General features: G+C 46.3%; 2 protein-coding genes. Both read right to left on the bottom strand.

Annotated elements, in window-relative coordinates:
• Positions 1–83: 83 nt before the first annotated feature.
• On the bottom strand, positions 84–839 hold the full coding sequence (gene istB, locus NW213_RS16690; RefSeq protein ID WP_204393307.1) for an IS21-like element helper ATPase IstB: 756 nt from the start codon (positions 837–839) through the stop codon (positions 84–86).
• 29 nt (positions 840–868) lie between these two features.
• On the bottom strand, positions 869–2,431 hold the full coding sequence (gene istA / locus NW213_RS16695) for an IS21 family transposase (RefSeq protein WP_258323467.1): 1,563 nt from the start codon (positions 2,429–2,431) through the stop codon (positions 869–871).
• Positions 2,432–2,823 lie beyond the last annotated feature (392 nt).

A 2,823-nucleotide genomic window follows, 5' to 3' on the forward strand; every position in this document is an offset into this window, starting at 1 on the left:
ATGCTGAAAACGGTTGATATCCGTTCACCCAAAACGGGGATATCCGTTCACTTTTCATACTCTTTACCTATGGCGATGCAAATTTATTGATTTTCGTCTGTAACGTTGCAGTTTTGATGTCTTTTTTGACGTAAACTGCTGCCTTGTAGCTCGAAGCGCACACTTGTGTGTACCAGCCTGTCTAATATTGCATCAGCTGCAGTCGTGTTGCCTTTCATCACATCGTACCAGTTAGCAACCGGCAGTTGTGATATGATGATCGTAGCTTTTTGTCCATGGCGGTCTTCTATAATCTCCATAAAGTCAAGCAACTGTTGTCCGTCAAGAACTTTCATTCCGAAGTCGTCCAGTATAAGCAGGTCAGTCTGTGCCAGCTTGGCGAAGAAACGATGCAGAGTACTGGATATGCGGGCAAGGCTTATTTCCTCGAAGAGCCTGTACAGGTTATAATAAGCAACTTTATATCCGTTCATGCAGGCCTGATGACCAAACGCTGTACCCAACCAGCTTTTACCTGTACCGGAAGCTCCCGTAATAAGTATGGACACCCCGTTTTTCACATAGTCACAAGTGGCAAGATTAAGCACTTTCTGCTTGTCTACGCCACGCTTGCTGTCATAGATAACTTCACTTATGGAAGCGTGATAACGGAAGTGTGCTTTTTTTATCAGACGGGCATTCCGGCTTTGATTCCGGTTATCCAGTTCGGCCTGTATAAGCAGTTGCAGGCCGTCCTTCAAGGAGAGCGACTCTGCCTGTCGCGTCTCCTGCATCGTAGCCCAGTAATGTGCCATTCCGGGCATCTTAAGGTTTCTTAGAGCATTGATAATTTCATCCATCGTTATTGGTTTTGAGTGTTAGAAGTCTGTCATTTGAACTGTGATTTCCCACGGATATTACAGTGTTGCGGAGGAGCAAAGGAAGATGTAGGCTGCCCCACACCGGCACACTTGCTTTCCACCAGTGAGCGTATAAAGCGGTAACTGCATCTGTCTACGTTCAGGGCTGTCTCGCAGGCTTTCTGGAAAACGGCCGGATCACTGCTCCTTTGCAGGTTTAGAAGCCCGTCGCAGGTCTTGTAATGAGTCTCCGGAGGCATTGTGGAAGAATAAAATATGCGGCGGATTACATCTCCAAGTATGCCGGATGCACGCTCGGCACGCTCTATGTATGATTTTGCACTCATTCCTCTGTATTCCCGGGAGTTGCTTGCAAGATGCTCCTTTACAATAGTATACTTTCCCCTGTTGTAATCACGTATGTGAGTGGCTACAAGTTCACCGTCCACATATACTTTTACCAGTGTGCGTGTATATGCAACATGTGCAGTTTTGGATATATACTGATACGGCACTGTATAATAGTGCTGGTCACGTCCGAGATAGATACAGCAGTTGGTTGACACCTTCAAATCGGTATATGACACAATCTCAAAATCCCTGTCAGGCAGCGGCATAAGATTTGGCCTGTCTACGGCAAGGAACCGTTCCTCACGCGTGTAAGGATGCTTCTGCATGCGTTTCTGGTTGTGCGCTTTCATTTTGAGCGAGGCTGCCCGGTTAAGCTCTTCCAGTGAATGGAAGGTTTCATTGCGGAGTTCGGCAAACACACGCATATAGACAAGCCTCACGGTCCCTTCCACGTTGCTTTTATCTTTTGGGTGTGCGGGACGTGCCGGTATGATGACCGTGCCATAATGATTGGCCATATCCTCCATTACACGGTTAAGCGAAGGCTCATATCTGTCTGTCTTGACAACGGCAGCTTTAAGGTTGTCAGGGACAAGCATCTTTGGTACGCCGCCAAGATGTTTCAGGCACTGTGTTATGGCATATACAAAGTCTTCCGTGCGTTGTGAACGTACGAAGAGGATATAACCGTAGTCGCTTGCAGGCAGAGTGGCTACGAAAGCCTGGCACTGGACGACCTCACCGGTTTCCATATCAACGTATCCCATGGTATCACCGGCAAAATCGAGGAAAAGCTTTTCACCGCCAGTACGCATGTCAGCAAGTATGGTAGATGGCGATTCCTTTCCGGCCTCTGTGTTCTGATTGTAATGAAAACGGAACTGTGTCAGGCTGTAGTGGTCATCCGGATGCTCATTACGGTATTCCTCCCAAAGCAGCTTCAGCGTGACATGCTTGCGCTTCATCTCCTCCTGAAGATATGGAAGAAGGGCTTTGAATGTTTCAAAACGCTTGTCGCTATATGCAGGATTGCCGCCCTTGAGACGGTGCTCAAGAATGGGATCATCCAACCTGATAAGTTCATCAAGGCTCAGGCTGTCAGCGCTGACCTTGTTCATGTAGTTGTTCACTGTCTCCTTGTTCATGCCGATTATATCGGCAGCCTTGCGGTTGGAGATTCCGCTCTTCTTTAGTAGAAGAAGTTGTTTGATCTGGCTCATATTCTTACTTTTTCCTGCCATAGTCGTATTGTATGAAGATTATATTCTGCATACAAGATACGGGAAAGAGTGGAAAGTGAACGGACATGCCCCGTTTTTTATGCAGGCATCGTCGTTTCTATGAGAAAGTGAACGGATATGCTCCGTTTTCCGAATGTAAACAACTGATTATTGTATTATTACATTCCCATCACTGAACGGATATACTCCGATTTTTGTATAGTAAAACGGATATTTTATCGTAATCACAAACCACTGAACGGATATGCTCCGTTTTTTGAGCGACTTTGGGCATTTTTTAGCAAAAATGAACGGATATGCTCCGTTTTTTATGCCCTTTTCAAGCCCATTTTAGCAATAATTGTGGGTGGATTATGCCGTTCTAAGTGGGTGGGTATGCTCCGTTTTCGCCA

The organism is Bacteroides sp. ET336, from assembly GCF_024733815.1.
Classification (GTDB): Bacteria; Bacteroidota; Bacteroidia; order Bacteroidales; family Bacteroidaceae; genus Phocaeicola; species Phocaeicola cellulolyticus.